The 17850-nt window shown below is 52.0% G+C and carries 16 protein-coding genes; 6 read left to right on the forward strand and 10 right to left on the reverse strand.

What is annotated here, in order from left to right; genetic code table 11:
- Positions 1-37: 37 nt before the first annotated feature.
- On the reverse strand, positions 38-907 hold the full coding sequence (locus IE117_RS25585) for a glycosyltransferase family protein (protein ID WP_189569028.1): 870 nt from the start codon (positions 905-907) through the stop codon (positions 38-40).
- 288 nt (positions 908-1195) lie between these two features.
- On the opposite strand from IE117_RS25585, the gene IE117_RS25590 reads away from it, so the two are divergent.
- Positions 1196-2194, forward strand: a complete 999-nt coding sequence (locus IE117_RS25590) for a ribonucleoside-diphosphate reductase small subunit (RefSeq protein WP_189569031.1) — start codon at positions 1196-1198, stop codon at positions 2192-2194.
- 103 nt (positions 2195-2297) lie between these two features.
- On the opposite strand, the gene IE117_RS25595 is transcribed toward IE117_RS25590, so the two are convergent.
- The gene (locus IE117_RS25595) at positions 2298-2753 is read right to left on the reverse strand and encodes a regulatory protein RecX (protein WP_189569033.1); all 456 of its coding nucleotides are present in this window, start codon (positions 2751-2753) and stop codon (positions 2298-2300) included.
- Between the two features lie 89 nt (positions 2754-2842).
- Positions 2843-3448: an outer membrane beta-barrel protein gene (locus IE117_RS25600; RefSeq protein ID WP_189569036.1), complete on the reverse strand. Its 606-nt coding sequence runs from the start codon at positions 3446-3448 to the stop codon at positions 2843-2845.
- 137 nt (positions 3449-3585) lie between these two features.
- Here IE117_RS25600 and IE117_RS25605 point away from each other — a divergent pair, with 137 nt between their 5' ends.
- Positions 3586-4398 carry a metallophosphoesterase family protein gene (locus tag IE117_RS25605; RefSeq protein ID WP_189569038.1) on the forward strand — a complete coding sequence of 271 codons (813 nt, stop codon included), beginning with the start codon at positions 3586-3588 and terminating at the stop codon, positions 4396-4398.
- A gap of 48 nt (positions 4399-4446) precedes the next feature.
- Here the strand turns inward: IE117_RS25605 and tyrS are convergent, their stop codons facing one another.
- Positions 4447-5757: a tyrosine--tRNA ligase gene (gene tyrS, locus IE117_RS25610; RefSeq protein WP_189569041.1), complete on the reverse strand. Its 1311-nt coding sequence runs from the start codon at positions 5755-5757 to the stop codon at positions 4447-4449.
- 394 nt (positions 5758-6151) lie between these two features.
- On the opposite strand from tyrS, the gene IE117_RS25615 reads away from it, so the two are divergent.
- Positions 6152-6874 carry a ferritin-like domain-containing protein gene (locus IE117_RS25615; RefSeq protein ID WP_189569044.1) on the forward strand — a complete coding sequence of 241 codons (723 nt, stop codon included), beginning with the start codon at positions 6152-6154 and terminating at the stop codon, positions 6872-6874.
- Between the two features lie 37 nt (positions 6875-6911).
- Positions 6912-7706, forward strand: coding sequence for a ferritin-like domain-containing protein (locus IE117_RS25620; protein WP_189569047.1), 795 nt, complete (start codon positions 6912-6914; stop codon positions 7704-7706).
- A 124-nt stretch (positions 7707-7830) separates the two neighbouring features.
- Here the strand turns inward: IE117_RS25620 and IE117_RS25625 are convergent, their stop codons facing one another.
- From IE117_RS25625 to IE117_RS25635, 3 genes are all read right to left on the reverse strand, one after another.
- Positions 7831-9834, reverse strand: coding sequence for a plastocyanin/azurin family copper-binding protein (locus tag IE117_RS25625; protein WP_189569050.1), 2004 nt, complete (start codon positions 9832-9834; stop codon positions 7831-7833).
- A 112-nt stretch (positions 9835-9946) separates the two neighbouring features.
- Complete coding sequence (locus tag IE117_RS25630; protein ID WP_189569053.1) at positions 9947-11674, reverse strand: 3-keto-alpha-glucoside-1,2-lyase-like domain-containing protein; 1728 nt, start codon at positions 11672-11674, stop codon at positions 9947-9949.
- A 27-nt stretch (positions 11675-11701) separates the two neighbouring features.
- On the reverse strand, positions 11702-12460 hold the full coding sequence (locus tag IE117_RS25635) for an NIPSNAP family protein (protein WP_189569055.1): 759 nt from the start codon (positions 12458-12460) through the stop codon (positions 11702-11704).
- Positions 12461-12868: 408 nt separating this feature from the next.
- Here IE117_RS25635 and IE117_RS25640 point away from each other — a divergent pair, with 408 nt between their 5' ends.
- Positions 12869-13102: an acyl carrier protein gene (locus IE117_RS25640; RefSeq protein WP_189569057.1), complete on the forward strand. Its 234-nt coding sequence runs from the start codon at positions 12869-12871 to the stop codon at positions 13100-13102.
- Positions 13103-13270: 168 nt separating this feature from the next.
- Here the strand turns inward: IE117_RS25640 and IE117_RS25645 are convergent, their stop codons facing one another.
- The gene (locus tag IE117_RS25645) at positions 13271-13954 is read right to left on the reverse strand and encodes an arylesterase (protein WP_189569059.1); all 684 of its coding nucleotides are present in this window, start codon (positions 13952-13954) and stop codon (positions 13271-13273) included.
- Between the two features lie 188 nt (positions 13955-14142).
- On the opposite strand from IE117_RS25645, the gene IE117_RS25650 reads away from it, so the two are divergent.
- Positions 14143-14928 carry a hypothetical protein gene (locus tag IE117_RS25650; protein ID WP_189569062.1) on the forward strand — a complete coding sequence of 262 codons (786 nt, stop codon included), beginning with the start codon at positions 14143-14145 and terminating at the stop codon, positions 14926-14928.
- Between the two features lie 38 nt (positions 14929-14966).
- Here IE117_RS25650 and IE117_RS25655 read toward each other — a convergent pair whose 3' ends face one another.
- Positions 14967-16010, reverse strand: coding sequence for a methyltransferase (locus IE117_RS25655; RefSeq protein WP_189569065.1), 1044 nt, complete (start codon positions 16008-16010; stop codon positions 14967-14969).
- Positions 16010-17551 carry a YifB family Mg chelatase-like AAA ATPase gene (locus IE117_RS25660; protein ID WP_189569068.1) on the reverse strand — a complete coding sequence of 514 codons (1542 nt, stop codon included), beginning with the start codon at positions 17549-17551 and terminating at the stop codon, positions 16010-16012. Before IE117_RS25660 ends, IE117_RS25655 begins: the two co-directional genes overlap by 1 nt.
- Between the last annotated feature and the right edge of the window lie 299 nt (positions 17552-17850).

Genomic DNA, 17850 nt, shown 5'->3' on the forward strand with positions numbered 1-17850 from the left:
GTATGAAGGTGTGTTAATGTGACTGACTGGGGGCCTCCTAAATGCGCTTGAAATTAGTGAATTCAAAAAGTCTAATCCCTGTTTTTTTTTCAAACCAGTACAGCAGGCGGTCTTTCAAATCAAACTTCTTTTTGCTCAGATCCAGCTCCACCTGCCAGTCTTGCCGCGCGATGCGGTCGTGCATGACCGCGGGGTGTGGTTCGGTGAAGCGGGTGAGGGAATCGAATTGGGAATAGTCGAAGAAGTCTTCGCTGGCCAGCATTTTTTTCCATTCTTCCTCCTCATTCCAGAATCGCCCCACGTTTTTCATTTTCTTCTTCATCTGGGCGGGGCTTTTCACCCAACCGTAATGGTAAATTGCTGCGCCCGAGTGCCTGACGCGCAGCTTGGCCTTTCCCTTGCGGAAACCCTGTGCGTCGCGGTAAGCCGAGATGGCCGGATCGAAGCGAACGATTCTGACCTCGTGGCGGTACCAGGTGCGGCTGTCGCCGACGTAGTCGTAAGTACCATAAAAATGCAGGTAGTCGAATAGCAGCCCTTCCACTTCGGGGTTCCGGGCGTAGCGTTCACAATTCGCACGGATAGTGTCGTGGTACTTTTCATGAAGTACCTCATCGCCCTGGATGTAGAAAACCCAGTCGGCATCTGCGGGGAGTTGGCGGTAAGCCTTGTCGGTTTCGACGGCCAGCACCTGACCGCCTTGTCGCAGGGACATATCCCACTCTGACCGCACGATGCGTAATTTGTCCGAGCCTATGGACTGGATCAATTCCAGCGTTCCGTCATCACCCTGTCCGACGCTGACCAGCATCTCATCCACTACGGGAAGCACTGAGCGGATCGCCTCCACAACGGGGTAGTCATTGAGCAGGGCGTCCTTAATGATGGTGAAGCCGACGATCTTCATAGGCCGATGGAGGTTGGAAATAGCTTAAAGGCAAAAGTAAAGAGTTCGGGCCGCAAGTCCTGCTCCCAGTTTCATTTTCAAAGGTTTTTATTTTTTAAATCTATTGAGGGCTAAACAATTGCCTTTTCCAAAATAGAACTATTCCAAACAACTACCGCCCGGGAACCAAGCCAGCTTGAATTTCAGCGGGCATCGTTGTAGTTTTGTTTATTCCAAAATACCGCTAACAATTCTGTTCGGCGTGCCGTTATACCTTCACTTTTTACATTACTAAAATACCAAGGTTTCATGTCACAAATAAGCAATACCCAACCAGAACCGCTTCTGATTGAAGATCCGCTGCGGTTTGTCCTTTTTCCTATCAAGCACCAGGATATCTGGCAGATGTACAAACGCCACGAGGCGTCGTTCTGGACGGCGGAGGAAATCGACCTGGGGCAGGATATGAAGGACTGGAACAACCTGACCGACAATGAGCGGCATTTTGTCTCGCATATTCTGGCTTTCTTCGCGGCCTCCGACGGCATCGTGAACGAAAACCTGGCCATCAACTTCCTCAGCGAAGTCCAGTATGCCGAAGCCAAGTGCTTTTATGGATTTCAGATCGCGATGGAGAACATCCACTCCGAAACCTACTCGCTGCTGATCGATACGTACATCAAGGACCCCGCTGAGAAAGACCACCTGCTGCGGGCCATCGATACCGTTCCCTGCGTGCAGAAGAAAGCCGAATGGGCGTTGAAATGGATCAACAGTCCCGAATTCACCGAGCGCATCATCGCCTTTGCGGCGGTGGAAGGTATTTTCTTCTCAGGTTCTTTCTGTTCCATATTCTGGTTGAAGAAGCGTGGCCTGATGCCGGGATTGTCGTTCTCCAACGAGCTGATTTCGCGTGACGAAGGACTACATTGCGAGTTTGCCTGTCTGCTGTACACGGATCACATCAAAAACAAACTACCTGAGGCGCGTGTCCTGGAAATCATGCTGGATGCCGTTGAAATCGAGAAGGAATTTATTTCCGAAGCTTTGCCCGTGTCGCTTATCGGCATGAACGCCGAGCTGATGAAGCAATATATTGAGTTCGTTGCCGACTTCTGGCTCGAGCGGCTGGGCTGCGCCAAGCACTTTGGCTCTTCCAATCCTTTCGACTTCATGGAGTTGATCTCGTTGCCTGGCAAAACCAACTTCTTCGAGAAGCGGGTTGGGGAGTATCAGAAGGCAGGCGTCATGTCCGGTGTCACCGACAAGGAATCCGGGCACAAGATCGCATTTGACGAAGACTTTTAAATTTTGGTGAAGGGTTAAAAGGTCAACGCATTGCCAATCACCGCAGTTGGAAAGCAGGTGTAGAACGCCGTTTGACGCTGTGGGGCACCCCGTTTTTGACCTTTTAACCCTCTTTTAAAATCCTCCACACCAGTTCGCTCTCATACCCCTTACTCAACGCGTAGCGTACGAGCTTTTGTTTGCGCTTGCGGGCATCGGACTCCGTGCGTTCCAGTTGTTGCTGCTTTTTCGCAAGTAAGTCTTTGAGGGTGTTTTCGTAGTCTGTTTCGCTGATTTCATCCATGCCCTGATCGATGTTATAATCGGTCAGGCCGCGTCGGGAGAGTTCCTGTTTGATGCGCCTTTTTCCCCACTTTTTTTGTCTGAACTTACTACCCGCATAGGTTTTTGCGAAGCGCTCTTCGCTCAGGTAGTTCATTGAAATGAGTTCGGCAATAAGCTCGTCTGCTTCGTCCTCCTCCCATACCCCCCACTTTTTGAGCCGCTGCCGCACCTCGTCCTGAGTGCGCTCCTGGTAGGCGCAGTAGGAAGCGGCTTTCTGAAGTAAGAGACGATCCATTTTCCGGCGGTTGGCGATCAGCAGACAGCAATCGGCTGTTGATTTCGCCCATGGGTTTTATGTATAAATTGCCGACAGCCGACGGCTACTTAATCAAATCGGTTTCCGAAAGTAAAAGCGATACCCGCGTGCACGGTCAGGAACCGGGCCGATCTCTCGAAGTTAAGTTGCGTATTTCCTGCCTGATTTTTGCCCAAACCAATATTGTAAAGAGCTTCTGCCGTCACCATCAAGCCCTGCGTAATGTCGAAGCCGATGCCAAGCTTGGGAGCCAGGCCAATGTTGTAGTCTTTCGTGCTGTCGTCATAAATATTTTGCCCATTGAATTTGAGGTCGGTGATCAGGGCTGAGCGGATGATGCCCGCCTCCATACCGACAAAAGGATGAAAATCGGTGTCCGTAATGTGGTATTCCACGGTGGCCATCATCGGAATTGTGATTGCCGTCAGTTTTCCATCGAGGCCTCCGTCGGTTTGGCCGATCGTCTCGGTGTAGGCCCGGACACGCGCGCCGACAGCCAGCTGGTAGTTGAAGTAATACTTGGCCTCCAGACCTCCTCCCCACAAACCGCTGCCCCCTGCCTCAGTGGGAATGCCGTAACCCAGGCTGGCTCCAGCACTCAACTGTGCCAGGACAGGCGCTCCAATCATCAGGCTTAAAACCAATGTTCCTAAATACCGCCCTGATTTCTTCATGGTTAGGCCAATTTTCTTGAAATTTGTCGTTAATTGTTTTTTTCAAAGAAACAGTGTGCCGCTCGGTTTTCCTATTTCTACGCCTATATGACAACCGAAAACCATTCTTCCCTGCTACTTTTTAATTTTTGCCCCTTATGAAACTGGACCGTCGCAAACTTCTCAAACTTCTGCCTGCGCTCCCCGCAATTTCCTGGCTGAATCCGGCTGCCCGTGCCGCCACTATTCCTTTTACGATGCGCTTCGCGGTGGCTTCGGACGGACACTATGGGCAGCCGGGCACTGAATTTGAGAAATTTCATACCGATGTGATCCGCTGGCTCAACCAGGAAAAGATGCAAAAGGGCCTGGACTTTGCCATCTTTAACGGTGACCTGATCCATGACGAACCTACGCTGATGTATGACGTCAAGACCGCTTTCAAGCGGCTTGCCGTCCCGTTTTTTGTTACGCGTGGCAACCACGACCGCGTGGGCCTCGATGTGTGGGAAAGTACCTGGGGCTATCCGACCAACCATAGTTTTGCGCGTGGCGAATACGCTTTCATACTCGGTGATACTTCCAACGAGAAAGGCGAGTACCTATGCCCCGACCCCGCTTGGTTGCGTGGCGAGATGGCCAAATATGAAAACAAAAAGGGCATCTTCGTTTTTCTGCACATCACGCCCGTCAAGTGGAGTCCCCAGGGCCGCGATTGCGAGGAAGTACGCGAACTCCTGGAAAAAACACCAAACGTCAAGGCCATCTTCCACGGCCATGAACACGATGAGGACGATCGGAAAATGAGTGGTGGCAAGCCTTTCTTTTATGATGGTCATTTTGGTGGCAGCTGGGGCACGACTTACAAAGGCTACCGTATTGTGGAGGTATACGAAGACGGAACCTGGCAATCGTATCAATACAACCCTACCGCTGCACCGATTCTGAACACGTTTGTGGGCAAAAGTTGAAATCAGGGGACGGAGAGTAAGCCGAATGCGGCAACTTTTTGTGCCTTCCTAAACTACCTTTACCAAATGGTTCTTCTTTCCTTTGGAGACCAGCACAAACCGATCCTGCAGTAAGTCGAATTCGCCGGGTGACTGTTCGGAGTCCGTTACCTTCACTTTGTTGATGCTTACCGCATTTTGCTTGATGGCGCGGCGGGTTTCACCTTTCGAGGCATAAATTTCACCATTGGTGGTAGTCGAAAGCAAATCCGTGACCGTGTCGCAGCCCTCCCAGTCGGCGCGGCTGATTTCGGACTGCGGCACGCCGTCGAAAATCGTCTCGAACTCGTCAGCTTCGATCGTTTTCAGCGTGTCGAGCGTGGCTTTGCCGAAAAGTACCTCGGAAGCTTTGACGGCCAACCGATAATCGCGGGCAGAATGGACGCGCGTAGTCACTTCCTCGGCCAGGGCTTTCTGCATAATTCGCAGGTGCGGAGCCAGGGCATGTTCAGCTTCCAGCGCCTCGATTTCGTCCTTGCTGTACAGGGTAAAAACGCGCAGCTGCCGGGGCGCATCTTCGTCCGATTGGTTGATCCAGAATTGATAGAATTGGTAAGGAGTAGTCATGGCGGGGTTGAGCCAGACATTACCCCCCTCACTCTTGCCAAACTTCGTACCATCTGATTTCGTGACGAGGGGCGTGGTGAGCGCAAAGGCCTTAAAGTACCCTTCGGCATCCCCTTCTTTGCGACGGATAAGTTCAGTGCCCGTAGTGATATTGCCCCATTGGTCGGAGCCACCCATTTGCAGGCGGACGCCCTTGTTCTTATAGAGCCAATAGAAATCATAGCCCTGCAGAAGCTGGTAGGAAAATTCGGTAAAGGAAATCCCGGTTTCTAGTCGTGTTCTGACCGAATCTTTGCTCGTCATGTAATTCACGGACAGGAATTTGCCCACTTCCCTCAGGAATTGCAGGAAGCCCATTTCCTTGAACCAATCGTAATTATTGACCATTTCGGCAGAATTCTCACCGGAGTCGAAGTCCAGAAATGATTCCAGTTGCCTGCGGATGCCTTCCTGATTTAAACGAAGCGTTTCCTCCGATAGAAATGACCTTTCCGATGCCTTGAAAGACGGGTCGCCGATCATTCCGGTGGCTCCGCCAACCAGCGCAAGGGGCTTGTGTCCGGCGCGTTGAAAATGCACCAGCAGCATAATCGTGGCCAGATTACCGATGTGTAGGGAAGCTGCCGTAGGGTCAAAACCGATGTATCCTACGGTCATCTGCTGACTTAATTGCTCCTGGGTGCCGGGCATGGCATCGTGTAGCATTCCCCGCCATGTGAGTTCGTCAATGAAATCAGTGTACTTTTTAGTCATAACTGCCAGAATGAAATTGGTTTTTTTATGGGCAACAAAGGTAAGCCGATTGTGGGATTGTAGCGAAATGACCCGCAAAAACGTGGGGAATTCCTCAGATACATGAATTTGAAAAGATTGAACGATTTAAAGATTTTAAAATTGAATCATTCTAAATAGTACTTGGAGCTTAATCCTCGAAAGATGGTATAGTTATACTCATGTGGACAATACAGGCGTATTTGTTGAAATAGTACAACATGCGCATTAAAAACAATTGATGGGCACATGTGTCATTTACTGCATAGAGGTGAGACCGGTGATGGTCTTTTAATCCAAAATAGGAGGCCTGGCGTAGTTTTTTCATAAGTCCCAGTTCCAAACGAGTAAACAATTTTCAAAAACTTTCACAATTATGAACAAAACGACAGAAAGACTATCACTGACCAACGGCTCTGAGGAGAATCCGGTAGTGGACGTGGTGAACCGTCGCTTCTTTTTACGGTCGGCCGGACTGGCTGCCGCAACCGGAGCTTTTTTCATGCAATCATGCGTAAAGGATCACGATTTGGGCCCCGGGGGTGCAGGTGCAGTGAATTTGGGAACGGGTGATATCGGCATATTGAATTACGCTTACGCACTCGAGCAGCTGGAGGCAGCTTTCTACATTAAAGTGCTGGAAACTCCTTACGCGGGCATGACCGACATGGAAAGAAGCTTCCTGACCGACATCCGCGACCACGAGGTAGTTCACCGCGAATTTTTCAAAGCCGCTCTTGGTTCCGCAGCCATCATGGGTCTGTCGCCTAACTTTACTGCGATCGATTTCAATAGCCGGGCCAGTGTTTTGGGTACTGCTAAGGTGTTCGAAGATACAGGAGTTTCTGCCTACAACGGTGCGGGTATCCTGCTTGAAAATCCTACCTACCTACTTTTGGCCGGTAAGATCGTATCGGTTGAAGCACGTCACGCTGCCATTATTCGCGATTTGCTCATGCCTAACACGATGAGTTTTGCCGGTGATGACATCATCGATATGAATGGCCTCGACTTATTGAAGCGTCCGGCTGATGTGTTGCCTGCAGTAGCACCATTCATCTACAATTCAATCGACGCGTCGGGTCTGCCCAAGCCTTGATCATTCTTTCAACCCAAAACACATTTAACGAGATACTATGAATATTTTCAAAATAATTGACGAAATCCAGCAGGTGGACGGCGACGCGGTTGAGCGTCTTCAGCATGCCTCCCGCCGCAGTTTCATGACGAAGTTCAGCCGGTCTATGGCTGCTGCCGCTGTACCCGCAGCCATGGGTACTATTTTCAATAAAGCCTATGCTTTCACGCCTGGTGCTATCGACGTGTTGAAGTTTGCTCTTACGCTTGAGTACCTGGAAGAGGAGTTCTACGTAAAGGGTACCAGCGCTGCCGGTCTTATCCCAGCGGAGTACGGTGTCGTTTTCAATCAAATTAAAAAGCACGAGAGCCAGCACGTCAACTTCCTGAAGACTGCCCTTGGTGCAGCTGCCCCTGCCAAGCCTACTTTCGACTTTACGGCAAAAGGTGCGTTCGCCGACGTGTTCACTAAGTTTGACACTTTCGTTTTCCTTTCGCATGCCTTTGAAGACACGGGCGTTCGCGCGTACAAAGGTCAGGCAGGGAATCTGATGGCGAAGGAAGATGAGCCTCTTCTGGATTATGCCCTGCAAATCCACTCAGTGGAAGCACGGCACGCGGCTAAGGCGCGCTACATATTGTCTACTATTCGTGGCAATACCAGAATCAAGCCTTGGATTTCACTGAATGAGGGATCACCAGTGGAAGTCTATGCCGGTGATGACAACACAGTGCAAGGTGGTACAGACATCACCGGAATCGGTGGCAAGTCACTTGACGCAGTTACGGAGGCGTTCGATGAGCCGCTTACCAAAGATGCAGTACTGGCCATTGCCGGTATGTTTATCGTGTAAAAGCACCGATAAGGTAGTTTTTTAAAATGAGAAAAGGCGAAGCACTTAGTGCTTCGCCTTTTCTCATTTTATCCGGGTTCTACCTTGCTCAAAGCTTTTGATAGGCACCCGCCGATAAGATTGATTATTTCACAACCTTCATTCTGCCCTGCATCAGGGTATAATGCCCTGGAAAAGTACAAACGTAATCGTAGTCGCCGGTTTTGGCGGGGGCTACAAAGTACAGCGCCTCGCTGCTTTCGGGTTGCATCAGCGCGGTGTGGTACAGCACATCGGGCGAATTTGGAATGTAATTCATTTCCTGACCTTTCAGGCCAAGTTTAAGAGCCGCTTCGCCAACCTTGTTGGCCATACCGGGGTTGGTGATCACGAGGTTGTGCAGCATGTCATCATTGTTATTGAATACAAACTTCACCTTACTGCCCGCTTTTACCTGGATTTCACTCAGGTCAAATTTCAAACCCGGCTTGGTACCCAGTGTAATGACCTGATCGGGGCCATTGGTCCAACTGGAAGGCTGGGTGGTGACGCGCTTGGCGGAACTCATCGCGGCGGGGGCCGCTTCGCTCATGTTATGCTGGCTGTGGTCCATGGCTGCACCCACGCCGCTCTTGCTGCTGGCGGTAAACTGCGAAGCATCGGCCTGGTTGCCGGATGCGATTTCATTTAAAGTGTAATAGCCCACATTGTGAAGCAACGACCTGCCCTCTTTCGACTTCAAGCCCTCGGCCTTTACTTCATGGATATAGCCTTTGCGCAGCTTGCCGGTGTCCACTACCAGACGCGCGCTCATACCGTCGGCAGCTACTACAATGCCTTTGATCGCCAGCGGCTCGGCGTTGATAACGGGACTACCGTAAGTGTGGTGATATTTGTAATTGAAGCTATTGAGGCTGTAAGAGGCCGGATTGCCCGCCGTAGCCTGGTCAACGGGCAGCGTGAAGGTCAGTTCGAAGCCGTCGGGCCGGGAGCGGATAGTTTTTATTTCAAAAGGCGTTTGGCCTGTCCATACCAGTCGTTGAATGCCAAAAGGTGCCCTGCCCGTAGCTGACCAGCCGCGGGCAGTCTGGCCTACGAACATCGAGCCGTCCAGCCCCCACACCATGCGAATCAAACCCGACTCGAAGCCTTCACGAAAGGGGAAACATGCGCCCTGCCATACGCCATTGACTTTTTCCATATCCACGCGCATGATTTTGCTGTGACCCTGGTCGCCAACGAACATCTGGCCCGCGAATGGCCCGAAGGCACCGCCCGTGGTGTCCTCTTTGAAGTCGGAGGTAGAAATGCCCATCAGTGTGTGCGGGAACCACACGGCGGGAGGTTTTATGCCGGGGGTAGTTTTGGCCACATCATAAAGCGGTTCACCCGTGTCGGGAATATCCGCAGGTTTCAGCTTTACGGGTGAGCCTTCCTCCTGGCTCCAGCGCAGTCCGGCCGGGTTTCCCGCAAAATCGCCCTTCTCCAGGTGGGTCATGCGGCCCGATCCTACCCAGTCGCCCTGGTTCTCGGTGTAGAAGATGTCGCCCTTAAATTGTCCGAAACCAGCCGGAGAGCGCAGCCCTGTGGCCCAGGGGGTCAGCGAGCCGTCTTCGCCCAACTTAAGCATCCAGCCCCGCCATTTCGACTGGCTGGCTCCTTTACCGATCCAGTCGAGGTTGAGCGTCACGATCATATCACCGTTGGACAGCGGCACGGGCCCATAAGAATACTGGTGGTAGTTGCCAGACAGGGGCCAGCGGGCGAAAGAGTCATATACATCCGCCACGCCATCATTGTTCGTGTCCACCAGCTTGGTTACTTCGCCGCGTTGCGAAATCAAAAAATGGTCACCCCGGTAGAGTAATCCCAATGGCTCGTGTAGCCCATGGGCAAAGCGTTTAAAAGTAGGACGTCCATTGCCCGTCATGTAGGGGTTCCCGATCATCCACACCTCACCACGCCGGGTCGAGACGCCCAGACGGCCGTCGGGCAGCACCGCCAGGCCGCCCACCTCCATCTCAATATCCTGCGGAATAGGCATCGTGACGATGCGGTAGTAATCCTCTTCGGTCATCGGCCGGTTTTGAGCAATAGCCAGTGAAGCTGTTGCCAGTATTCCCAACAGGATGAATGCGTACTTTTTCATTTGATATTCAATTTTCATATTAAAAATGGCTCGCAGATTTTCCAGAAACACACTGTTTGTTACTGTTTGAAAAATCTCTTATCCTTAACTGTTTTCCCTTGTTCTGCTTCAATTACCAAAAAAGGCTGTAAGTAGTTGTCCCCCCCAATGGCAGCAGTAGTTCCTGCTTCCCCGCCGAACTACGCTGAGTCACACGGGCGTTTTTGTCAACGCGTACGTAGTAGCGGTCATCGATGCGGTACAAACCCTTTTCTACCATTGTAATGGCATCCCCGGCACCCAGAAGAGCATACATGCCCGAAGGTCCACTGCCTTCTATCGAAATCTTACGAGTGAGCCCCTGCGCGTCGGCGGTGAATTGATCGGCCAGTGTAGCGTTACCAAAAGCGTAACGCAGCGTCGGGACGCCGTTGGCGTTCAAGCGGTATCCGAGGTATTTCAAATTGGCAGAATCGGGCCAGGCTGCGGAAAGATCGTTCAGAGGCGCATAGCTGCTTTTGCCCGAAACCAGTACGGTAAGTCCGGCGGTTTCCAGTAATTGCGGCTCACCGCGCTCGTACCACATCTCGGTTACGTCGGCGAAGGGCCCACGCCAGGCTTGGAGCAATGCGCCCCGATTAAGGTCCATGGTGTAGTGCCAACCCGCCGGATTGCCTACCGAAAGTGCATGAGTGCGCTTGGCTTTTTCATCCTGGTACTGAATGAACGAGCGGAGCATTTCGGTGCCGTTTTCAGGATCGACGCCTATATAGGGTTTGGGCGGCGGTACGGGGAGCGACGACAGGGCGGTCAGGTCGTAGGGACGGACCCCCGATTTATACACGCTGACACCGAGTGCTGGCGCACGCCAGGGAAATCGCGCGTAAAACAGACTGAAGTCATGCTTTCCCTCAGACAGCTGAGTCTGGGCCGTGTGCTTGTCCTGAGAGGTAGTGCCCGACAACTTCATGACCACCTTGCCGTCCACCGTGAGCACGGTGTTGGGGCCCGATTCCGCCACTTCAAAAGTGTATAGGCCGGCTTCACTCACCACCATATTTCCCGCAAATACCAGCTGGAATTCCTTCATCCCGGCGGCGATCTCCTGCGTGAGGGCAGCGGCAGGCCCCTCGCGATCCAGTTTGGTGGGATTTTCAGTATCCCATTGGTCGGAGTAAAGCTTGTAGGTCAGGTTCTCAATTGTTAGAGGCTTGCGGTTTGCCAGTTCCTGGTAGCCGATATTCCGGAAGGCCACCGTGCCTTTGTTGACCGTAAAGGCAATGGATTCCTTGCCCGTCAGTGTTTTGGACAATGGCAAATAGCTGCCCTGCTGCACCCGCGATCCATTCAACGTTATCGAGTTGACACGGGCCATGTTTGGCTGAGTAGTAGAGGCATCGTAAGCTATTTCGATAGTCTGCCAAAGGCCCGGCGCCTTGGTGGCATTCATGATGGGAAACTGTCCCGTGTAGCCGCTCGTAGAAGCACCTGGCGCCGCTGTGAGTGGGCCGTCCGCAAGTACTATTCGCTGGTTGCCGGGCAAAACGACAGCAGCCTGTGCTCCGGGAGAAAGCATAAAGTCGAACCTCAGCCGCAAATCCTGCATGGCTGCTTTGGTTTTAATGGTCTGTCCTGTGGTGCCTACCAGGATGCCGCCGCCCTTTTTATCAGTGGACATCACTGTACCATTGGTCGGGTTCATCATTATCTCGGGCGTGAGTTTCCAGCCTTGGGGAGGTGCGTCAAAGGCGCTCAGGTCGTTTAGGGAAATTGGGGTGTAGCCGTCGGATGCTTGTCCCCGAAGGACCGCAGAACTCAATAGCAGAAAACCTGCTGTGCAAAAACAAAGAAATTTGAACATACTGTATTTTAAAAAATTGAATGCAAGTTAACGAATCGGCGAGAAATCGGTAGCCTTCAGGTAGGTAGACTCCACCTTCTCCACCAGCTTGCCGTTGCGCTCGGAGTAGTCCCGTGCCTTGATCCAGTCGGGATCGGCCCGGAAAGCGTCAAATGCCTTCTTGGCGTCATCCAGGCTCGGGTGCGCCAGCATATACACCAGCCGGTTTTCCACTTCGTCGGGCAGCCAGTAGTTGAGGTTGGTCATGCCCTGTTTGGCAAAAAGTGCCGTGGTATGGTTGCGGAAGCGGGCCAGTAGTTCGGGCAACATTCCAGGATTGGTGTAGTACGTCCGCAGCTCGAAAATCCGGTCGTTGGCCGGTCCTGTTACTTTCATGGGAAACGAAAAATCGGTTTCGTGCATGAACATATTCTCCACCCGCTTCACGATTTTTCCGTCCTTTTCCGAATCGCCCTGCGCCTTTTTCCAATCGGGATCGGTGCCGAAGGCTTTCCAGGCTTTGTCGCGGTAGGCGCGATCGCCGGGGTAGGAGAGGACATACACCAGCTTATTGTCGGTGTTGTCGATCGGAACCCAGTAACCGACATTGGTCATGCCGTGCTTCTCAAAAAGCTTCATCGTGTGGTCGCGGAAGCGCGCCAGCAGCGCGTCGAGGCGGCCTGGTTCGCAGTAGTAGGTGCGCATTTCATAGAGTTTGGCCGAATCGTCGCTTCTCTGGGCCGTCGCTCTGTTTCCCGATGATATTTCAGCCAGCAAAAACACTAGTAGTAATAATTTGTAGTTCATGAATTGTTGTGGATTTCTTGGATCGCAGTACATGCGATGCTATCAAAAGCAGAAAATGATCGCATCTAACCACTTAATAACGTAAATATAGGAATGAAGTTTTCTGAAATAATTGGCTTCTGTTTTCCAACCTTTCATGGTCGCAGTGTCTCCTTGGTAACGAGCGAATGGTAGCATTTTAGCTTGTGGAGTTATTTTTTAGTAAAAAAACAAGACGGGATATTCTCATATTCTTTAATGGACTCCGACCGGGGTTTAATTTAATATGCTATAAAACAGATAACTAAAAATTATTTTTTTTAGCAGGAACAATTTGCACTTCTCTGTGGTACTATCTACAAAACTTTAACGTTTCTAAGAAATCAAACCCTCCCCGGGGTTTACCTACATCACAAAATTATCCAGATAATGAAAAAGCGTATTCTCAACATCCTGCATAATTTCGGACTGGAAGCTACTGCCATCACCGACGACGCCCACTTTGTGAAAGACCTCGGCTTTGACAGCCTAGATCTGGTAGATATGATGATGCAACTGGAGCAGGAGTTCAATATTGCCATCCCTGACGAGGACTACCCGCGCATCACTTCCATGAACAGCCTCATGCAGTACTTGCAAGAGCAGCAGTCAGTACCCGCCTGAAGAAGACAGGAGTTGACGAGTACTTACAAAAAAGCAGCGCGGCCGTTTTTGGGCCGCGCTGCTTTTTTGTGCCTGAAAATGCCGACTTATCTCCTCTCGCCCACATCTGTCTGACAGCGGTGCCAGAGTGTATGTTTTCTGGGGTACACATTGGGCTTTGAAGAAAGTTTATAACTCATTAGCCAGCACATCCCAGACATTATTGGCCACAATGCGGTGCCCTTCGGGCGTTGGGTGAATGCCGTCACTCTGATTGAGCTCGCGAATGCCGCCCACGCCTTCCAGCAGAAAGGGAATGAGGGTCACGTCGTTTTCTTCGGCCAATTCCTTATAAAGGTCGCGGAATTCGTTGGCGTACGTTTTCCCCATATTCGGCGGGATCTGCATCCCGGCCAGAACGATTTTGGCGTCGGGGTACTTAGCCTTCACTTTGTCCGTGATGGCTTGCAGATTTTGTCGGGTTTCGGTGAGCGGAATGCCGCGCAGGCCGTCGTTGCCGCCGAGTTCCAACACAAAAATATCCAAGGGCTGGCGAAGTACCCAGTCGATGCGGCTGTTGCCTCCGGAGGTAGTTTCGCCACTCACCCCGGCGTTAACTACCTTATAGTTCAAGCCCAGCGAGTCAAGTTTGTCCTGAATCAAAGCCGGGAAAGCTTCGGAAGGCTCCACACCGTAGCCCGCCGTCAGGCTGTTACCGAAGAAAAGGATGGTAGATGCCGACTTTTCAGCGTTGGCCGTGTCGCTGCGGGAAGTGGTGGCTTGCTGGGTAGTTTCGGTGGATTTATTACCAGAGCAGGAAGCCAGGCACGCCATCAGGCAAAGTATTCCGGCAAATCTTGAAAGTAAGTGCATGATTCTTTTGAGAGGCAAAAATGACTTTTCAATGTAAGGCCAAACCCGGACAAATACTACTTCTGAATCCCCGGCACCTTTAACCAACAGCGAAAAGTGGCAAAATATTCCGTCCACTCGTCCGTTCCGCGTTGTAGGTTGTTTTTCAAGACCTTAGTTTTGCCAAAAAATAAAGCCCGTTACTCCCTATGAAATTGCCCTCGATTTCGACTGCCCTGCTTCTCCTTGCGCTAGTCGGCTTGCATTCCGCCTGCGGTTTGCTGCCTGCCGAAGAAAAAACCTCCGCCCCCGAAGCGCCGGTCCATACGCTGGTGTTTCTGGACAAAACCCAGAGTGTGAATGTAAATAAAGGATTCGTTCAGGAAAAGTACCAACAGGTCCTCAACGAAATCGTGGAGCGCAACATGACGAACAAAGGCGATCAATTGGAAATTTATTTTATCCACGAAAATACTTCCAAGGCCAAAGCGCTTTCGCTGACGGTACGCTCCGAAAAAGAAGGCATCGAAAACGCCAACGCCACCGACCAGGAGGCCATCGAAACCGCCTTTCAGATGTCGTTGCAGCGGGAGAAGGGAATTTTCCTGCGTCAGGCCATGGCCAAGCTCAATCAGCAGAACACGGGCGCATCAAACCAGGCCACGGATATCTGGGCCAGCCTGCCCATCATCGCCAAAGCTGCCGAAGACGGGGCGCAGGTGCGGGTGTACTATTTCAGCGACATGATTGAGAGTGTAAAAGGCCCCGACCGCCGTGATTTCCACGTCAAGCCTCCCACCGACGACGACGAAGCCGAAACCTGGGCCAAAGACGACGCGAAGAAAACGGAGCAGTATGCCATCGGGACGCCCGAAGTCACGGTAGTTTCCCCTTTCGAACCGACGGCTTCCACTAAGGAAAACAACCCGCACGTGACGCGTTACTGGCAGGTGCTTTTTGAGGAATTGGGCGGGGTGAGTTTGGAGGAAATGTAGTGTGGTACGGGCGGCTGACACCTCGCCAATCTACTTCTCTATTTCCTGGCTCCAACCTGAAACCTTCCCGGAATAGCCTGGTACCCAATCGCCCGCAGTGGCGTCAATCCCGACGCGCGTTGCCAGGTGTTGATCTCCTCCACCGACCAGTTGCCTGAGGTACTTGTCAACCCAAAAAACAGATCGGTGCTGCTGCCGACCAACTCCGGGGCCGCCTGTGGGTCGGGCCGGATGAACTCGTTGATAATGAACACGCCGCCGGGCCGCAGGGCCTGCGCGGCCTTTTGGGCCACGAGAATATTTTGTTCCTCAGTAAAATGGTGCGCCACGCTCGACATAAGGATGAGGTCGTAGGTACTTTCCGGCAGCTCATCGGTCAGGATGTTTCCAACCTGGTGAACTACCCGATCACCCATGTTTTGCTTCGCCAACAGCGGGGCGGCTTTCTCCACGGCTCCCGGCAAATCCAGTATAGTAGCTGTAATACCGGGATAGCGGCGGCAAGTTTCCACCGAGTGTAGTCCGTGCGAACCGCCGATGTCGAGCATCTGCGTGGCATTTTTGGGGAGGGGTACTTTGCGGGCAAACTCCTTTGCCTCTGAAATGGCCCCGGCCCACATGCCGCGCTGGTAGAGTTCCCAGTCATCGGCTTGCAGCGAGTCATGGTACTGCAGACCTTTCCCCGTTTTCAGGTACTCTCCCATTTTTTCCAGCCATGGCCACACGATGCGGTTGTTGTAGATGGCCAGGTCACGTACCGTGTCGGGACTGTCAGCCAAAATCCACTTGCGGGTGATGCGCGTCAGGCGGTACTCCTTTTTCTTGAATTGAAGATAATTGACCGAAGTCAGCACGCCCAGCAACTGAGTCGTGGCCCGAACATCGAACCCACAAGCCCCGGCGATAGCTTCGGTAGTGGTATGGCCGTTTTGAATGGCTTCAAAAACACCTCCATCTACGGCTTCCAATACGGCACGGCTGATGACAGGAAGTACCTGCGCGTGGAGCAGTGGCATGGGCACGAGATTGAGTCTCAGTGCCAGCCACTCTTTCAAATTGTCGGGGAAAACGCGGAGTTGCATCAGCCGGCCCAGTTTTCACGATCCAGACTGCGGTACTGGATGGCTTCGGCGAGGTGCTCTATTTTGATGTCGTCGCTGGCAGCCAGATCGGCGATGGTACGCGAGACTTTCAGGATACGATCGTAGGCGCGGGCCGAGAGGCCCAGACGATCCATCGCGGTACGGAGCAAAGCACGTCCGGCGTCGCCGATCTCACATATTTCTTTTACCATTTCGGGCGGCATCATGGCGTTGGAATAAATCTCAGGGCGGTCTTTGAAGCGTTCGGTCTGCCGGGCGCGGGCTGCGATGACGCGCTCCCGGATTTCGTCACTACTCTCGGACTTACGGGTGGAGGATATCTGGTCAAAAGAGACGGGCGTGACCTCCACATGCAGATCGATGCGGTCGAGCAACGGTCCGCTAATTTTGTTGAGGTACTTTTGTACTACCCCCGGCCCGCAAACACACTCTTTTTCAGGGTGATTGTAGTAACCACAAGGACAGGGGTTCATACTGGCGATGAGCATAAAGTTGGACGGAAACTCAACCGCCATCCGGGCGCGCGAAATACTCACTTTACGCTCTTCCAGCGGCTGCCGCATCACTTCCAGTACCGTGCGCTTGAATTCGGGTAGTTCATCCAGAAAAAGTACCCCATTGTGGGCCAGCGAAATCTCGCCCGGCTGCGGAAAACTACCCCCACCCACCAATGCTGCATCGCTGATGGAATGGTGGGGCGAACGGAACGGACGCCGTGAAATCAGCGTCGAGCGAGACCCGAGTTTCCCGGCCACGGAATGAATTTTGGTAGTTTCCAGCGCTTCCTGCAACGACAGCGGTGGGAGAATGGAGGGCAATCGCTTGGCCAGCATGGTTTTGCCCGCACCGGGCGGACCGATCATAATGGCGTTGTGGCCTCCGGCAGCGGTTATTTCCAAGGCACGTTTAATATTCTCCTGTCCCTGAACGTGCGAAAAATCAGCCTCGTAGTCGTTGACGGTATTGGCAAAAATATCGCGGGTATCCACCACGAGCGGCTCAATGTCGCGCTTACCCTCGAAAAATTCCACGGCTTCCAGCATTGTGTCGACGCCTATCACATCCAGGTTATTCACGATGGCGGCTTCGGGGGCATTTTCGGTGGGAAGGACAATACCCTTCATTCCTTGTTTGCGGGCTTCAATAGCGATGGGAAGTACTCCCTTGATCGGCCGCAGGTTGCCGTCGAGCGACAGCTCGCCCATAATTACGTAGTCTTCCAGGCTACGCTCGCACTTTATTTGCTCCGAAGTTTCCAGCACACAGAGCGCAATGGGCAGATCATAGGAGGAGCCTTCCTTTTTTACATCAGCGGGGGCAAGGTTCACAACTACCTTCTGGCGCGGCATCCGGTAGCCACCGTACTTTAACGATGCCTCCACCCGTTGCTGGCTTTCCTTCACGGCGCTGTCGGGCAGGCCCACCATAAAGAAGTGCAACCCCTGGCTAACTGCGACCTCAATGGTAATCATTGAAGCATTGACGCCATAAACTGCGCCGCCGAAAGTTTTGGAGAGCATAGGGTAGGATTATGAATGTAAGCTTTTTGCAAAAATATAACAATTTGAGGAATAGTTACCAGTCTGTGAAGCTACTACTGGATTCCGCGTAGTAATCTAATAGAAATTTATACTGATTAAAATGGAAGCTGCCACGAGTATTGGGTAGGCCGGTGAGAGGCTCCGAAAACTTGGAATCATGCCCTTTCCGGTAAAAAGAAATTTAGTTTTGTCTAATATTAGATTAGTACAAATGCTTTGTCTGAAAATATGGAAAAATAGTCTAGCAAGTAATGAACGACTTGTTGTACTATTTATAT

Source organism: Persicitalea jodogahamensis (genome assembly GCF_014651615.1).
GTDB lineage: Bacteria > Bacteroidota > Bacteroidia > Cytophagales > Spirosomataceae > Persicitalea > Persicitalea jodogahamensis.